The organism is Rhizobium sp. BT04 (assembly GCF_030053135.1).
Lineage (GTDB): Bacteria > Pseudomonadota > Alphaproteobacteria > Rhizobiales > Rhizobiaceae > Rhizobium > Rhizobium binxianense.
On the sequence record NZ_CP125652.1, the window covers coordinates 1,255,990 to 1,271,379 of the forward strand.

General features: G+C 62.9%; 12 protein-coding genes. All 12 read left to right on the forward strand.

Going from position 1 to position 15,390, the window contains the following annotated elements:
- Positions 1-10 precede the first annotated feature (10 nt).
- The 12 genes from QMO82_RS14760 to QMO82_RS14815 all read left to right on the forward strand — a co-directional run bounded on the left by QMO82_RS14760 (position 11) and on the right by QMO82_RS14815 (position 15,303).
- Positions 11-1,216 (forward strand): NAD(P)/FAD-dependent oxidoreductase, encoded by a 1,206-nt coding sequence (locus tag QMO82_RS14760; protein ID WP_183607671.1) that lies wholly within the window; start codon positions 11-13, stop codon positions 1,214-1,216.
- Positions 1,213-2,064 carry a sugar phosphate isomerase/epimerase gene (locus tag QMO82_RS14765; RefSeq protein WP_183606845.1) on the forward strand — a complete coding sequence of 284 codons (852 nt, stop codon included), beginning with the start codon at positions 1,213-1,215 and terminating at the stop codon, positions 2,062-2,064. The genes QMO82_RS14760 and QMO82_RS14765 overlap by 4 nt, the downstream gene beginning before the upstream one ends.
- 436 nt (positions 2,065-2,500) lie before the next feature.
- Entirely contained in the window at positions 2,501-3,079 is a 579-nt protein-coding gene (locus QMO82_RS14770; RefSeq protein WP_183606844.1) for a TetR/AcrR family transcriptional regulator, read from the forward strand.
- 2 nt (positions 3,080-3,081) lie between these two features.
- On the forward strand, positions 3,082-3,684 hold the full coding sequence (locus QMO82_RS14775; RefSeq protein ID WP_183606843.1) for a 2-hydroxychromene-2-carboxylate isomerase: 603 nt from the start codon (positions 3,082-3,084) through the stop codon (positions 3,682-3,684).
- A 158-nt stretch (positions 3,685-3,842) separates the two neighbouring features.
- Positions 3,843-5,219 (forward strand): FAD-binding oxidoreductase, encoded by a 1,377-nt coding sequence (locus tag QMO82_RS14780; protein WP_183606842.1) that lies wholly within the window; start codon positions 3,843-3,845, stop codon positions 5,217-5,219.
- A gap of 45 nt (positions 5,220-5,264) precedes the next feature.
- Entirely contained in the window at positions 5,265-7,625 is a 2,361-nt protein-coding gene (locus QMO82_RS14785) for a molybdopterin guanine dinucleotide-containing S/N-oxide reductase (protein WP_183606841.1), read from the forward strand.
- A 96-nt stretch (positions 7,626-7,721) separates the two neighbouring features.
- Positions 7,722-9,374 (forward strand): ABC transporter substrate-binding protein, encoded by a 1,653-nt coding sequence (locus QMO82_RS14790; protein WP_183606840.1) that lies wholly within the window; start codon positions 7,722-7,724, stop codon positions 9,372-9,374.
- Positions 9,375-9,411: 37 nt separating this feature from the next.
- Positions 9,412-10,422, forward strand: coding sequence for an ABC transporter permease (locus tag QMO82_RS14795; RefSeq protein WP_183606839.1), 1,011 nt, complete (start codon positions 9,412-9,414; stop codon positions 10,420-10,422).
- Positions 10,419-11,267 (forward strand): ABC transporter permease, encoded by an 849-nt coding sequence (locus tag QMO82_RS14800; RefSeq protein ID WP_183606838.1) that lies wholly within the window; start codon positions 10,419-10,421, stop codon positions 11,265-11,267. The genes QMO82_RS14795 and QMO82_RS14800 overlap by 4 nt, the downstream gene beginning before the upstream one ends.
- Positions 11,246-12,973, forward strand: coding sequence for an ABC transporter ATP-binding protein (locus tag QMO82_RS14805; protein ID WP_183606837.1), 1,728 nt, complete (start codon positions 11,246-11,248; stop codon positions 12,971-12,973). The genes QMO82_RS14800 and QMO82_RS14805 overlap by 22 nt, the downstream gene beginning before the upstream one ends.
- Positions 12,970-14,061: an LLM class flavin-dependent oxidoreductase gene (locus tag QMO82_RS14810; RefSeq protein ID WP_183606836.1), complete on the forward strand. Its 1,092-nt coding sequence runs from the start codon at positions 12,970-12,972 to the stop codon at positions 14,059-14,061. Before QMO82_RS14805 ends, QMO82_RS14810 begins: the two co-directional genes overlap by 4 nt.
- Positions 14,062-14,199: 138 nt before the next feature.
- Complete coding sequence (locus QMO82_RS14815; RefSeq protein WP_183606835.1) at positions 14,200-15,303, forward strand: LLM class flavin-dependent oxidoreductase; 1,104 nt, start codon at positions 14,200-14,202, stop codon at positions 15,301-15,303.
- The last annotated feature ends 87 nt before the right edge of the window (positions 15,304-15,390 follow it).

Consider the following 15,390-nt stretch of genomic DNA (forward strand, 5'->3'; position numbering starts at 1 on the left):
TGGAGAAAACATGGACGGCATCGTCATCATCGGCGCGGGCGAATCCGGCACCCGGGCGGCCTTTGCCCTGCGCGAGGCGGGCTATTCCAGGTCCGTCACACTGGTCGGAACCGAGCCTCACTTGCCTTATGAACGGCCTCCTTTGTCGAAGACCGTCAACGATGCGGTGCAGATGAAGCTGATCTGCGCGGCAGAAGCGCTGGATGCGGCCGGCATCGCCTATCTCAAAGGGGTGTCGGCCATAAGACTGGATACCGGCACGGAAATGGTGACCTTGAGCGACGGGCGGGCGTTGCGTTACGAAAAGCTGCTTCTCACCACCGGCGCGCGGCCAAGACGGCTCACATGCCCCGGGGCAGAGCGCGCGCTCGACTTCCGTACCCACGCCGACGCCGAAGCGATCTTCTCCAATATTGCGCCGGGCCGGAGTGTGGCGATCATCGGCGCGGGTCTGATCGGGATGGAACTTGCATCGGTCCTTCGCGGAAAGGACGTTGAGGTCAGCGTGATCGAAGCCGCGCCGAAACCTTTGGGCCGCGCCGTCCCTGCCCGTTTTGCCGAAAAGCTCCATGCCAGACATGCTGCCGAAGGCGTGCGCTTTCACCTCGATCGCGGCGTTGCGGCAATCGGCGATGATGGCGTCACCCTGACCGATGGCAGCCTGGTGGCCGCCGATCTTGTCGTCGGTGCGATCGGCGTCCTGCCGGAAACAGCCCTCGCGGAAGCGGCCGGATTGGCCACGGGCAACGGAATTCTGACAGACATCTGTCTTCGCACCAGCGCACCGAATGTTTTCGCCGCAGGCGATTGCGCGGCGGTGGCCCAACCCGGCGGCGGACATATTCGTTTTGAAAGCTGGCGGAACGCCAGGACGCAGGCCGAGACCGCAGCGCGGAACATGCTCGGTGCCGCCGAGAATTCTACCGCCCTCCCCTGGTTCTGGTCCGACCAGTATGATCTCGGCCTCCAGGTGGCGGGGCGGCCGCAGCCCGCGCATCAGATCATTCTGCGTTCGATCGCCGACGGCGAGCTTGAATTCTATCTGGACGATGGGCGTCTGGTGGCTGCGGCGGGTCTCGGCATCGGCAATAGCCTCGCCAAGGACATCAAACTCGCCGAGATGCTGATTGCCGCAGGTATCAGCCCCAGCCCTGTGGAACTGGCCGACCCCGGCATAAACCTCAAAACGCTTCTGAAGAGCGCGCGGGCCGCATGATGCAGAAGCTGCTGATCTTCCAGTCGCTCTGGGCCATGGAGCGCCGGCACACAGACGGGTTCGAGCGCAGTCTCGACGAGAACATCGCAATGATCTCCGAGGCCGGGTTCGACGGCATCAGTGCGCACTACACAAACCGCCGGGATGTCATTCTTCTGAACGACGCAACCCGGGGCACCGGCTTGAAGATCGAGGCGGTCTGCTTCCCTCGCTGCGTCGACGACCTGCGTCTGCCACTGGAACTTGCCGCGGAATTTCCGGTCAGCCACATCAACCTGCAGCCTGATATCCGTCCGCGCCGCATCGAGGCCTGCCTGCCGCTCCTCGACGGCTGGATGCAGCTCGCGGGAGAAGCCGGCATTCCGGTGTTCATCGAAACCCATCGCGACAGGATGACGACGGACCTGTTCTTCACGCTGGATCTTTTGGACCGGCGTCCCGAGCTGCCGCTATTGGCCGACCTGTCGCACTACCTCGTCGGCCGCGAATTCGCCTTTCCCGTCGACGAGGAAAACCACGTGCTGATCCACCGCATTCTGCAGAACGCCCACGCATTTCACGGCCGGGTCGCCTCGCGCGAGCAGGTGCAGATCGAGATCTCCTTTCCGCATCACCGGACCTGGGTCGATCTCTTCCTGCAGTGGTGGGAATATGGCTTTCGCCATTGGCGATCACGCGCCGCCGATGACGCCGAGCTGGTCTTCACCTGTGAACTGGGGCCAAAACCCTATGCGATCACCGGCAGAGACGGCAACGACCAGACGGACCGGTGGGCGGAGGCCTTGGCGCTTCGGCAGATGATCCTTGAACTTTGGGTAGCGACTGGCCTCGAGGCTGCTGCGCCTTAAATCGGGGCCGGCATCCCGAGATTCGCGAAAGCCATGGTCGACGGACCCGCGCATGAGATTGCCGCCTATGGCCGCGAAAAACTCCGCTGTCTGCAACAGCCGCGGACGAAACATTTTCTACAAATTCAGTAGAAAAAGAACGACCTGTCTTTCTCGACATGTCTCAATCCTCTAGCTTTCGCATGACAAATCGAGCGGAATCATCTGCCAACGGTCGATAGGGAGTGCCAAGCGAGACGAAAAACAAAAACGACCTGTTCCTTAAGGACTCCACCGGTCGAAGGCAGCATAGCCAAACCTTTGACTTCTCGGTTTCTCGTCCGTTCGACGCAACCGATCGCCAAACAATGCACCGAACCCCGGCAGGAACGCTTGCAATGGCCTGATGATATAGGCTTGCTGATCCCATGAGACATTCCCAACCCGAAGCGATCCAATGAAAGAGCCTATATCAGATCAGATCCTGACCGCCGCCAGCGCGCTTTTTTACAGCGAGGGCATTCGCGCCGTCGGCATAGATCGAATCATCGAAGAAGCGAATGTTGCCAAGGCGACACTCTATCGACACTTCCCCTCCAAGGACCATCTCGTGGCAGCCTATCTCCAGGATCGCCACGACCGCGTCATCCGGTCGCTACAGGAGGTTTTGGATGCGGCGAGCGCTCCGAGGGATCAGATCAAACTGATTTTTGAACGCTTGTACGAAAAGGCCGATAGCCCGGAGTTTCGGGGCTGCGCCTTTGCACTTGCCGTCGCCGAGCACGGCGATTCCGAACGTGTCCTGACCGTCGCGCGAACGCACAAGAAGGTCGTGAGGGACATATTTCGCACCATCCTGTCGAAGGCCGATGTCAGGCCCGATCAAGCGGCGGCTCACCTTTCCCTTCTCTATGAGGGCGCCCTTGCCACGGTCGCGGTCGGACGCGATCCCCAGGCCGTTCTCGTCGCCCGGGACTGCGCACTTTCCGTATTCGACGCGGCAATCTACTCGACCACATCTCCTAAGAAGAACTGAACATGACAAAGACCATCGATTACTTCTTCGGCATTGGCTCTCCTTGGGCTTTTATCGGCCTCGAGCCGTTTGCGGCTCTCGCCTCGGAGCATGGGGCATCGATCCGCCCCTATGTGATCCCTTTGATCGAGGATAATGGCGCGATCTATTCACGCAACCGGCCGGAAGCGCGCCGCGCCTATTGGGTTAAGGACCTGAAACGTTGGGCCGCGCTGCGGGGCAAGGTGCTCAACTTCGAAAACCGCGCCGCCCTGTCTGATCCGACGCCCGCCGGTTTCCTGGTCATTGCCGCCATCGATGCGGGGCAGGATTGGCTCAGGCTGACAAAGGCTCTTCAGGAGGCCTTCTGGACGCGTGGCGAGGATATCGGCCGAGCCGAGGTTCGTCGCGCAATTGCGGATAAGGCAGGGTTCGACGGCGCAACTCTGGAGCAACGCGCTCAAGCCGAGAACACCCAGGCGATCTGGAAATCAAACGCCGAGACCGCCAAGGCCGCCGGCGTTTTCGGGCTTCCGACCTTCCGATACGAGGATGAACTGTACTGGGGGCAGGACAGCCTGCCATTCCTCGAGCGCCATCTCAACGGCGACAAAATCGCCGCCTGACCCACAACCGTGCAGGTCGGCGCCAGACGGCTACGGCCCGTTCGCCCGCACGCCAGAGTACATCCGGAGCACTCCATGTCCATCATCTCCACCGAATGGCCGGTGGCGCATCCGGATCATCCGAACCTCATCATTCCTGACGGGCGCGGAGACGGCAAATGAGTGCATTCTCTCCCGCTCTTTCCGAAACGCTTCGCATCCGTTTCGGCGATCGCTTCTCCACCTCGCGGGCCTTGCGCGAACAGCACGGCCGCGGTGAATCTCACCACACACCCGCCATCCCGGATGCCGTCGTGTTTGCGGAAACCACCGAGGACGTGGCCGAGATCGTCCGGCTCTGCGCGGCGGAAGACGTGCCGGTGATCGCCTTTGGCGCGGGCACCTCGCTCGAAGGCCATCTGACGGCGGTGCGCGGCGGCGTCTCGATCGATCTCTCCCGCATGTCGCAGATCGTCCGCGTCAGCGCCGAGGATCTCGATTGCACCGTCGAGGCCGGGGTGAGCCGCGAGCAACTGAACACATATTTGCGCGATATGGGCCTGTTCTTCCCGATCGATCCCGGCGCCAACGCCTCGATCGGCGGCATGGCCGCAACGCGGGCATCGGGGACGAACGCCGTGCGCTACGGCACCATGCGCGAAAACGTCCTGTCGCTGACCGTCGTCCTGCCGAGCGGCCAGGTCATCCGCACCGGCGGCCGGGCGCGCAAATCGTCGGCCGGCTACGATCTGACCAGACTGTTCGTCGGTTCCGAGGGCACGCTCGGCATCATCACCGAGGTGACACTCAGGCTCTACGGTCTCCCGGAGACGATTTCCGCAGCACTCTGCTCGTTCGAAAGCGTCGAGCAGGCGGTCAATGCGGCAATTGCGGTCGTGCAGCTCGGCATACCGGTTGCCCGCATGGAGTTGATGGACCGCGGCCTGATCGCGGCCGTCAATGCCTATTCCAATCTGTCGCTGGAGATCGAGGACACGCTCGCCTTCGAATTCCATGGCTTTCCGGCTGGGGTTCAGGAGCAGGTCGATATGGTCAAGGCCATCGTCGAGGAGAATGGCGGCAAGGATTTCGAATGGGCAAACGCAGCCGAAGAGCGCAACCGGCTGTGGAAGGCGCGTCACAACGCGTTCTACGCGGTCGTCTCCCAGCGACAGAACGCCAAAGGCTGGTCATCCGACGTTTGCGTCCCTGTCTCACAGCTCAGCAACTGCATTCTGAAGACGCGCGAGCTTCTGCGCGACTGCAGCGTTCCCGCCGCCATTCTCGGCCATGTCGGCGATGGCAATTACCACGTCGTCTTCGCCGTCGATCCGACGAACCAAGTTGAACTCGATGAGGTCGCAGCCATCAACAAAAAGATGGTGCAACATGCGATTTCGGTAGGCGGCACCTCTACCGGCGAACACGGCGTGGGCACCGGCAAGATTGGTTATCTGCGCGGGGAATATGGCGATGCCGTGGATCTGATGGCCGTCATCAAGAATGCCATCGATCCGACAGGCATCATGAACCCGGGCAAAGTCCTGCCCGGATAGACGCCGGCGGCTCGTTGAAACCCTTGTTTGCCTGGAGCTTTATAGATGAGTTCGTTTCAGACCCATAGCTCCCACTGGGGCGCCTTTTCCGGCCGCTACGAAGACGGAAAGCTCGAAATTCGGCCCCATCCGGCCGACCCGCATCCATCGCCCCTGCTGGGCAATCTGCCGGCTGTCGCTCATAGCCCCGCGCGCATCAGGCGTCCGGCCGTCCGGCGCGGCTGGCTCGAGGGCAGCACCGGAAACGCACAAAATCGCGGAGCGGACGATTATGTCGAACTCAGCTGGCCGCAGGCGCTGGACCTCGTTTCGAAGGAGCTTCGGCGCGTTTATGCAGATTTCGGCCCGCAAGCCGTGTTCGGCGGGTCCTATGGCTGGTCGAGCGCTGGACGCTTCCATCATGCACAGAGCCAGATCCACCGGTTTTTGAATGTGTTGGGCGGATATGTGCGATCCGTCAACACTTACAGCTCCGGCGCGGCGATGGTCATCATCCCGCACGTCTTGGGACCATATGACCATTTCGACCGCAAGAGCGTCACCTGGGACGCCATCGAGCGGAGCAGCGAACTGGTCGTCGCCTTCGGCGGAATGGCGCTCAAGAACACCGATGTGCATGGCGGCGGCATCAGCGCCCATATCGTGCCCCGGACGCTGAACGGCGCGCACGCGCGAGGTGCGCGTTTTGTCCTCGTCAGCCCTCTGAAAGACGATTTTCCTGCTGAGGTGAATGCACAGTGGCTGCCGATCATGCCACGCACCGATGTCGCGCTGATGCTCGGTCTTGCGCATGTATTGGTCAGCGAGGGATTGCACGACCGTGGATTCCTCGACCGTTACACGGTGGGCTACGAAGGATTTGAAGATTACCTGCTTGGCCGGATCGATGGTGTCGAAAAAAGCCCGGAATGGGCGTCCCACATCTGCGGCATCGGCGTTGACACCATCAGGAAGCTCGCGCTTTCCATGGCGCGCGCCAGGACGCTGATCACCGTCAGCCATTCCCTGCAGCGTGCCGACCATGGCGAACAGCCGGTCTGGATGGGCATCGTGCTCGCCGCCATGCTCGGGCAGATCGGGTTGGATGGCGGCGGCTATTCCTATTCCCTTGGGGCATTGGGCAATATCGGCAAACACCAGCTCGCCGTCCCGCTGCCGACCTTTAGCCAGTTCAAAAATCCGGTGCCGGATTTCATTCCCGTCGCGCGCATCGCCGACATGCTCCTCAATCCGGGCGACCCATTCCACTATAACGGCCACGCGATGCGGTATCCCGATATCCGCCTCGTCTATTGGGCAGGAGGCAACCCGTTCCATCACCATCAGGATCTCAACAGGCTGCGGGCGGCGTTCAGGAGGCCGGAGACCATCATCGTGCATGAGACGGCCTGGACGTCCTCCGCCCGCCACGCCGATATCGTGCTGCCGGCAACGACCACGCTCGAGCGGGACGACATCGGCGCGGCGGACCGCGATCCGCTGATGATCGCCATGAAGAAGCTGATCGAGCCGGTCGGCGAAGCGCGGGACGACTATGAGATCTTCTCCGAGATAGCCCGCCGTCTCGGCAAATTCGAAGAGTTCACCGAAAACCGCACCAGCCGGGAATGGCTCACCTTCCTTTTCGAAACAACGCGCAAGGCGCTCATCGCCGGTGGACACGAAGCTCCGGACTTCGAGACGTTTTGGGAACGCGGAGAGATACGCCTGCCGCTCAAACCCGACGACGGCGGACCGGCGCGTGCCTTTCGCGATGATCCGCTTGCATCTCCGCTGCAAACGCCATCCGGAAAAATCGAGATCTTTTCCGAGACGATCGAGAGCTTCGGTTACGACGACTGCCGCGGCCATCCGCGATGGTATCCTGCCAAGGTGGAGGCAGAGGCCGACGAGAGCCGCTACCCGCTCCATCTGGTCTGCAACCAGCCGCATCAGCGGCTGCACAGCCAGCTGGACTATGGCGATTTCAGTCGTTCCACCAAGATCAAAGGCCGGGAACCGGTCCGGATCAGCCCAGCCGACGCGGCCGAGCGCGGCATCGCCCATGGCGACATCCTGAGGCTCTTCAACGCCCGCGGCAGCTGCCTTGCGGCAGCGGTGATCAGCGAGGACGTGCGAAAAGGCGTGATGCAGCTTGCGACGGGTGCATGGTTCGAGCCCGACGGCCCGACTGCCGAGAAGTCCATGTGCATCCACGGCAACCCGAACATCCTCACCCGCGACGTCGGAACCTCGCAATTGGCTCAGGGCTCGACCGGACAGCTTACCAGGGTTGAGGCGGAGCGGTTCGCCGGCGAACCGCCTCCGGTGCGGATATTCGAGGGAATGACGTTTTTGGACCAAGCTGAGAAGTCTCCGGAAAAGCTGATCCGCACACACCCGGAAACCGAACAAAATAATCCATAAATTTAGTAGAAAAAGAACAACTGGTCTTTCTCCCTCCTGTTGCCCTGCTTAGGCTATGCGTCGTGATCTCCTCGGCAAACAATACAGGACCGCATTATGATCGAACGCTTTTCCCCGTTCTCCCTTCCCCGGCGTCGTCTGCTGATCGCCACCTCTGCACTGGCAATCGCCGCCTTGGTGGTAACGGCGGAGTTCAATCCGGCTCTGAGTGCCGATAGCCCGCACAATGGCGGTGACATCACCTTCCTTATCGACTCGCTGGGCGATACCTGGATCCCGAACAACAGCGCGATCTCAAGCTTCCAGGGCCACATCTGGGGCCACGTGACCGATAAGCTCCTTTACGTCGATGCCGACGGCAAGGTCAGCCCCTGGATCGCCGAGCGCTGGGAGCAGAACGACAAAGCCACTGAGTTCACCCTACACCTGAAGAGCGGCGTGACCTTCTCGGACGGCACGCCACTTGACGCATCAGCCGTCGTCGCCAACCTCGACATCTGGTACGCCGGCCGCAAGAGCGAAGGCATCAACCCGATCGGCCTCTTCCCGAAAACCTACGACCACGCCGAGGCCGTCGACGCGAGCACAGTGAAGGTCTTCTTCAAGAAGCCGACGCTCGGCTTCATCCCGACGCTCGGCTACCACGGATCGATCCTGATCTCTCCCAAGACCCTCGCGCAGCCTGCCGCCCAACAGGCCGACCTCAGCAAGACCTCCGGCAGCGGCCCCTATGTGGTCGATTCCTGGAAGGAAGGCGACTTCGTCAAGCTGGTCAAGCGCAAGGATTACAACTGGGGTCCCTCAGCGGTCGGCCATACCGGCCCGGCCTACCTCGACACGATCACCTATAAGCTGGTGTCCGAGCCGTCGCTGCGCGTGGCTGCTGTCCAGTCGGGCCAGGCCGACGTCGCCTACAACGCCTCGCCGCAGGAGCTGGAGTCTCTGAAGGCAGAGGGCTTCACCGTCGCGACACCACGCTATCTCGGCTTCGTCAACGGCTGGGCTGTCAACACCAAGCTTGCGCCATATGACGACGTGAAAGTACGCCAGGCCCTGCAGGCCGGCATCAATCGCCAGGAGATCATCGACACCGTCTATACATCAGACTGGAAACTGGCGACCTCCTTCATCCAGAGCAACGTGCCGGGAGCGACCGACCAAAGCGCGCTTTTGGCCTACAACCCCGAAAAGGCCGAGAAGCTTCTGGACGAAGCGGGCTGGACAAAGGGCGCCGACGGCATCCGCACCAAGAACGGCGAGCCGCTGGTGCTGACGCTGAATTCCAACCCCTACCTCGCAACCTCGAAATCGGTCGATGAGCTTATCGCCCAGCAACTCGGCAAGATCGGCTGGAAAGTCGCTATCCGTTCCTACGATGTCGTCACCTACGGCCAAAAGGTCAAATACGGCAGCCCCGCCGTGCCGGCCTACGAGGTGACCCGCAGCTTCATCGACGCAGGCACCGTCGCCAGTATCCTGACGAACGCCAACAACGGCGAGAATTGGTTCGCCCTCGACGAGAGCGACAAGACCCTCAACGAACTCCGCGACAAGATCGCCGGCGCCGGCTCCATCGAAAGCCGCAAACCGCTCCTCGACGAACTGCAGAAATACATCCTTGAGCAGGGCTACTTCATCCCGCGCACGCAGATTGTCCAGCGGATCTACGTGCAGTCTCCGAAGCTCAAGGGCGAGGTCTATAACGGTGTCGCCTATGCCAGCTACTACACGGCCACGAAAAGCGAATAACCCGCAATTCCACCGAGCAACGTAAGAGGGTGACGGCATGAGCAAAGCCTACCTAAACTACGCCGCAAAACGCCTCGTACAGGCGATCGTCGTGATCCTGCTGGCTTATGTCTTCACCTTCGTCGTCGTCAGCATCCTGCCCGGCGACCCGATCACCAATGTCCTGAACAACCCTCAGAACGGCTTCACGCCGGATGAGATCAAGGAGATCATCGCCGCCCAGGGCCTGGATAAGCCGATCCCCGTTCAGCTATGGACGTCGTTTTCCGACTTCGTGACCGGCGATCTCGGCCTGTCGATGCGGACCAATCGGCCCGTATCGACCCTGATCGCCGAAGTGCTGCCGTCGACCTTGGTCCTTGCTTCCGCAGGCCTCGTCGTCGCACTGCTGCTGTCGGCGGTGATCGCCTATGGCACGCAGTTTCTGCCAAAACGGTTCGGCCAAGGCCTGCTGCGCGGTTTCCCGTCCCTGTTCCTGTCGGTGCCGAACTTCGTGATCGGCCTGGTGCTGATCCATCTCTTCGGTTTCCAGCTCGGCGTCTTTCGCGTGATCGAGCCTGACAGCTTCTGGGCAACCCTTTTTGCGGCCACCGCGCTCGGCATCCCCATCTCCGCGCAAATCGCCGAAGTGCTGATCGCCAACCTCGATCATGAGTCCGGGCAGGAATACGCCGCCGTCGCAAGGGGCCGCGGCCTCGGGCAAATGCGCCTGTTCGCCAAGCACCTGCTCAAGCCGTCATCGCTGCCGGTTATCACCGTCATCGCGCTGACGATCGGCGAACTGCTCGGCGGCTCGCTGATCACCGAGACGGTGTTCGGACGCACCGGTCTCGGCAGCCTGGTGCAGCGGTCGGTGAGCACGCAGGACCTGCCCGTCCTCCAGGCGGTCGTCTCGCTGGCGGCGGTGGTCTTCGTGATCGTCAACCTGATCGCCGATCTTACCTACCCGCTGCTCGACCCGCGCGTGAAACTGCTTGGCGCTCCCGAGCGCCGTCCAACCACGGCTGACGAAGGCTCCGCCGGCATCCCCAAGGCGGTGACGTCATGACCCTCGCTTCCACATACTCCAGCTCGCGCGCCACGGCGATCAGCCGGCTGACGGCCCTGCGCGTGCCACCGGTCGTCGCGCTGTCTTTCGCTATCGTCGCGCTTGCCATCGCCTGGTCGCTCGCCCCGGGCCTGTTCACGATCTATGACCCGGTCAACGGCGTTCCCGCTCAAAAGCTGCTCGGCCCCAGTGCGGCGCACTGGTTCGGCACCGATCACCTCGGCCGCGACCTCTACACCCGCGTCGTCTTTGGCACGGCCTCCTCCGTGGCGAGCGCGTTGATCGCCGTCGTCATCGGCGTTGTCGCCGGTGGCCTCATCGGCCTCCTGGCCGGCTTCTTCGGCGGCTGGGTGGACATCCTGTTCGCCCGCCTGGTCGACGTGCTGCTTGCCATTCCAAAATTCCTGCTGGCCGTCATCGTCGTCACCGCGATCGGCTTCGACACCACGAATGCCGCCATCGCAACCGGCGTTTCGGCCGTCGCCCTGTTCGCCCGGGTGATGCGCTCGGAAGTGATCAAGACCCGGCAGGCGACATTCGTCGAGTCTTCCTTTCTGCTCGGTGGATCACGCTGGCACATCCTGTGGCGCCACGTGCTGCCGAACGCCTCGCGCTCGGTGCTGCCGCTTGCCGTGCTGCAGTTCGGCGACTCGATCCTGGTGATCGCCAGTCTCGCCTTCCTCGGCTACGGCGACCCGCCGCCGGCTTCCGACTGGGGCCTGCTGATCTCGATCGGCAAGGACTATCTCAAATGGCCGTGGCTGGTTTACGCGCCCGCCTTCGTCACGATCGCAACCGTCCTCTCCGTGAACAGGATCAGCCGATGGCTTCGCAAGACAGACTGACTGAGCTTTTCGCCCGCAACGACGCCGGCTCGGCACCCCAGCGATCAGCCCCCCTGCTCCGGATCGACGGGTTGTCGGTTTCCTACGGACCGCACGAAGTCGTCAGCAACGTCGGGTTTGAACTCGGCCGCGGCAAGAGCCTTGCCCTCATCGGCGAGTCGGGCTCGGGCAAGTCGACCATCGCCCGCGCTGTGTTGCGGCTGCTCCCCGGCGGTGGACGCGCTGCCGGCCGCGTCGAGTTCGACGGGCAGGAGGTGCTAAGCCTCCCGGAGCGCCATTTCCGGCCGCTCAGAGGACGGGCGATCGGGTTCGTCCCGCAGGATCCCGGCAACTCGCTCAACCCGGTGCGGACAATCGGCGCCCAGGCGATGGAAGCGGCCGCACTCCTCGACGAGCCCAATAAGGCAATCCGCAAGGCGCTCATCCTGGAAACCTTCGCCCAGGTCGGGCTCGACAACCCTCAGCGTGTCTACGACTCCTACCCGCACCAACTCTCCGGCGGGATGCTGCAGCGTGTGCTGATCGGCCTTGCTGTCCTGCCACGGCCATCGCTGCTGGTCGCGGACGAGCCGACCTCTGCGCTCGACGTCACGATCCAGAAGCGTATCCTCGACCTGCTTTCCAAGTTGCAGCACGAGCTTGAGATCAGCCTGCTTCTCATCACCCACGACCTGGCGATCGCCGCCGAGCGGGCGGACTCGCTGGTGGTGCTCAAGGACGGCGTCGTCCAGGAAGCCGGCAGCACCGCTTCCGTCTTCTCCGCGCCCACCTCGGCATACGCCAGGAAGCTGCACGCCGACGTCCCTGCCCTCAACCCCGATCGCTACCGTGCGCTGCGCGACCCCGGCTTCCGTTTCCTGGGGACCAAGGCCGGCAAGGCACCGAAGATCGAGGTCAGCGGCGTCACCAAGACTTTCACGGTGGACGGCAAGATTCTCACCGCCGTCAATGACGTGTCGTTTGCCGTCCCGGCTGGCACCACACACGCGCTGGTCGGCGAATCCGGTTCGGGCAAGACAACGGCAATCCGGCTGCTGCTCGGGCTCGAGCAACCCGACACCGGCAATATCGCTGTCGCCGGCGAGCAGCTCGCCGGTCGCTCGCCCGAGTCCCTGCGCGCGGTATGGCGTCACCTTCAGCTTGTTTACCAGAACCCGTTCACGTCACTGGACCCGACCTGGAAAGTCGAGCAGCTGGTGCGAGAACCGCTCGACCGGTTCAAGATCGGAACCAGCGAGGAGCGGTCCGCGCGGGTGCGCGAAGCGCTGGAGAATGTCGGGCTCGGCGAGCACCTACTCTTGCGCAAGCCGGAAGCCCTGTCAGGCGGCCAGCGCCAGCGCGTCGCCATCGCCCGTTCGCTGGTGCTCAAGCCTGATGTGATCGTGCTCGACGAGCCGACCTCCGCGCTCGACGTCAGCGTCCAGGCCGACATCGTCGAGGTACTACTGTCGCTGCAAGCCAGGCTCGGCCTGACCTATGTCTTCGTCTCCCACGACCTGGCTCTGGTGCGCCAGCTCGCCCACACAGTCTCGGTGATGCAGCGCGGGCGCATCGTCGAACATGGGACCGTCACCGACATCTTCGAACGCCCCCGGGAGCCGTACACACGCTCGCTGCTGGAGTCGATCCCATCAGGCGCCGCCGGTATCGCCCGCGTGCCCAACCCTAGACCGCAGCGTTTCGTCAACGAGGAAAAGATCGCATGACCATCGCCGCGCCTGCCGTCCCCCTGCCCGCGCCGTTCCGTCCGAAGCAGCGGCTCGGCTTCAACACCCGGGTGTCCTTCAACGACGACGCCGGGCCGGCGCAGGGGTTGCGCGACGGGATCGAGCTGTTCAAGGCCGCCGAGCGGCTGGGTTATCAGTCGGGCTGGGCCTACCAGCGGCACTTCGACCACTACCTCTCTTCACCGCTTCCGTTCTTCGCCGCGGCCGGCCAGCATACAAAGCATATCACGCTCGGCTCGGCTGTTATCCCGATGCGCTACCAGGACCCGATCCTGCTCGCCGAAGCGGCCGGCACGACCGACTTGCTGATCGGCGGCCGCTTGGAACTGGCCATCTCGACCGGCGCCAATGCGGCGTTCGACGCTGTCTTCGGTGCGGTTGACACCGATGCCCGGACGGAAGCCAAGCGCCGCCAGGCGCGCTTCCTCGCCGCGATCTCGGGCGAAGTCCTCCACACCGTAGCCGGGCAAGCCCAAGGCGCTCCGGAAGGCACCGAACTGCGGGTGACGCCGCACAGTCCGACCCTGCGGTCCCGGATCAGGCAGGGCTCGGCGAGCCTGGATTCCGCAGTGCAGGCTGCCAAGCTCGGGATCGGGCTGATCTCAGGGACCGTACAGCACGACCATGACGAGGGCGAAACCTTCGGGGAGTATCAGGCCCGCTGCATCGCGGCTTACCGTGCGACCTGGCGCGAGACCTGGGCTACCCAGCCGCCGCCGGTCGCCGTTGCCGCCTCGATCCTGGTCGGCACCACGGCCGAGCTTCGGGAAAAATACGCCGCCTACGACCTCGAGCGCCGCACCCAGGGAATTGCCGCGTCCCGTCCCAAGGGCGCGCTGACGCCGGCCGCGCCAGTCAATCAGCCGCCCGGCATCCAGATTTCCCCTGTCTTCCAAGGCACGCCCGACCAGGTGCTTCAGGCTGTGCTTGACGACCCGGGCCTTGCCGCCGCTGACGAGGTTGTGCTCTTCCTTCCCCCCGCCTTCGACCTTGCCGAAAACGTACGGCTGCTGGCGGACCTGGCAGACACGGTGGCTCCCAACCTCGGCTGGTCGCCTAACGTTTGAACCACACTCTTCTCCGCCCGGCAGCGGCGCGCGAATATTTTCTACAGTTTTAGTAGAAAAAGAAAGACCTGTCTTCCTATTGGATTTCTCGCGCCATAACGTGAAGGCATGTTCGGCAACCCCGGGAGAAACGCTCACATGGCCGCGGAATTCATCAGCGCAAGCTTTGCCAATGCCTCCAATGACCTCAACCCCATTCCCGACGCGCCGGTGGATGCGCGTTTTCTGGAGCGGTACGCACGCGCGCTCGACGATTATGGCTTCAACTACACGCTGATCCCCTATTCCTCGTCCTCCTTTGATCCGTTCACGCTCGGAGCGACGATCCTCGCCCATACGAAAAAGCTCAGCATCATCGTCGCGCTGCGTCCGAACACTGTCTATCCGACGGTCGCGGCGAAGTCGCTGGCGACGCTCGATCAGTTGAGTGGCGGGCGTGTCGTCGTTCACTTCATTGCCGGCGGCAGCGACGAGGAGCAGGCGCGTGAAGGCGACTTCCTCAACAAGGAAGAGCGTTACGAGCGGCAGGAGGAATATATTCGCATCCTGCGTCTGGCCTGGACGTCGACCGAGCCCTTCGATTTCGATGGGAAATACTACCAGTTCAAGCAGTTTCGCAGCGCCGTGCGTCCCACCAAGGGCCTCATCCCCATCTCGCTCGGCGGCTCGTCGGATGCGGCTTACCGGATCGGCGGTTCGCTGTGCGACATTTTCGGCCTATGGGGTGAGCCGCTTGCCGAGACCAAGCAGCAGATCGACCGGATTTACGACGAAGCCGCCAAGGCCGGCCGCGCAGACCGTCCGCGCATCTGGGTCACCTTCCGACCGATCGTGGCCGAGACCGACGAATTGGCCTGGGCGAAGGCGCACAAGGTTCTGGAGCGGCTGAACGAGAACCGCGAGAAGGGTTTGAGCCGCGCGCCGCTTTCGGCTCCACGTCCGGCAAATGTCGGCTCGCAGCGGTTGCTGGACATTGCGGCGCGCGGCCATGTGCAGGACCGCGCCCTGTGGTATCCGACTGTGACCGCCACCAATGCCAGCGGCGCCACCACCGCGCTGGTGGGTTCGCCGCGCACCATCGCCGATTCCATCCTCGATTATATCGATCTTGGCGCCGATCTGATCTCGATCCGCGGCTACGACAATTACAACGATGCCGTCGATTATGGCCGCTATATCCTGCCGCTCGTGCGCGAAGGTATCCGCGAGCGGGAAGAGGCCAAGAAGAAGGCGGCCGCCTGATGATCGCGGTCCGGTACGGTAGGACCGTGCATTCAATCCCCGAACGGGCAGGCGACGCTACCTTCATCGCGTCGGAGGATATCGCTC

Excerpts from the sequence above, each read along its gene's own strand:
- QMO82_RS14785 (WP_183606841.1), top strand. The coding sequence starts at position 5,265 with ATGAGTTCGTTTCAGACCCATAGCTCCCACTGGGGCGCCTTTTCCGGC.
- QMO82_RS14775 (WP_183606843.1), top strand. The coding sequence starts at position 3,082 with ATGACAAAGACCATCGATTACTTCTTCGGCATTGGCTCTCCTTGGGCT.
- QMO82_RS14780 (WP_183606842.1), top strand. The coding sequence starts at position 3,843 with ATGAGTGCATTCTCTCCCGCTCTTTCCGAAACGCTTCGCATCCGTTTC.
- QMO82_RS14760 (WP_183607671.1), top strand. The coding sequence starts at position 11 with ATGGACGGCATCGTCATCATCGGCGCGGGCGAATCCGGCACCCGGGCG.
- QMO82_RS14795 (WP_183606839.1), top strand. The coding sequence starts at position 9,412 with ATGAGCAAAGCCTACCTAAACTACGCCGCAAAACGCCTCGTACAGGCG.
- QMO82_RS14765 (WP_183606845.1), top strand. The coding sequence starts at position 1,213 with ATGATGCAGAAGCTGCTGATCTTCCAGTCGCTCTGGGCCATGGAGCGC.
- QMO82_RS14805 (WP_183606837.1), top strand. The coding sequence starts at position 11,246 with ATGGCTTCGCAAGACAGACTGACTGAGCTTTTCGCCCGCAACGACGCC.
- QMO82_RS14815 (WP_183606835.1), top strand. The coding sequence starts at position 14,200 with ATGGCCGCGGAATTCATCAGCGCAAGCTTTGCCAATGCCTCCAATGAC.
- QMO82_RS14800 (WP_183606838.1), top strand. The coding sequence starts at position 10,419 with ATGACCCTCGCTTCCACATACTCCAGCTCGCGCGCCACGGCGATCAGC.
- QMO82_RS14790 (WP_183606840.1), top strand. The coding sequence starts at position 7,722 with ATGATCGAACGCTTTTCCCCGTTCTCCCTTCCCCGGCGTCGTCTGCTG.
- QMO82_RS14770 (WP_183606844.1), top strand. The coding sequence starts at position 2,501 with ATGAAAGAGCCTATATCAGATCAGATCCTGACCGCCGCCAGCGCGCTT.
- QMO82_RS14810 (WP_183606836.1), top strand. The coding sequence starts at position 12,970 with ATGACCATCGCCGCGCCTGCCGTCCCCCTGCCCGCGCCGTTCCGTCCG.